Source organism: Thermococcus sp. M36 (assembly GCF_012027355.1).
Classification (GTDB): domain Archaea; phylum Methanobacteriota_B; class Thermococci; order Thermococcales; family Thermococcaceae; genus Thermococcus.
Genome location: NZ_SNUH01000219.1, coordinates 1 through 436 on the forward strand (window position 1 = coordinate 1; position 436 = coordinate 436).

Annotated in this window: 1 protein-coding gene; it reads right to left on the bottom strand. The window is 32.3% G+C overall.

Features of this window, described 5'->3' with window-relative positions; genetic code table 11:
• Positions 1–181 (bottom strand): hypothetical protein (locus E3E36_RS13030; protein WP_206203692.1); only part of this gene is annotated, 181 nt, incomplete at its 3' end.
• Positions 182–436 lie beyond the last annotated feature (255 nt).

Consider the following 436-nt stretch of genomic DNA (forward strand, 5'->3'; position numbering starts at 1 on the left):
TCTTACCTGTTGCTTTATCTACAGTTAATTGAATTAAATAGGGCCTTACAGGTGCAAATACGGCCATTACAACAGCCAATACAATGCTTATGTAAAAGAAATTTCTGTAAGGTTTTACAAAACGAAAAACACGTTGTAATAAAGAGAAATCAAAAACTTTTTTCTTCTGTTGTTCACTCATACTGATTGTAAAGATAATGGGTAGAAAATAGTAAAAACCGAAGCAGGAAATGTAAAATCGAAATTCGAAAACCGAATACATTATTACACCACTTATTGGCTACTTATAACTATTCACCTCTCACCTTTTCTTTGTAAATTCGTACTATGCAAGAGCAAGATATTGTAGAACAACCGATTATTACCAAATACACTTTAAATGCAGAACAGGAGAAAAAAGAAATTCTGCGACATTACCGTGCATTATTAAGAAGCC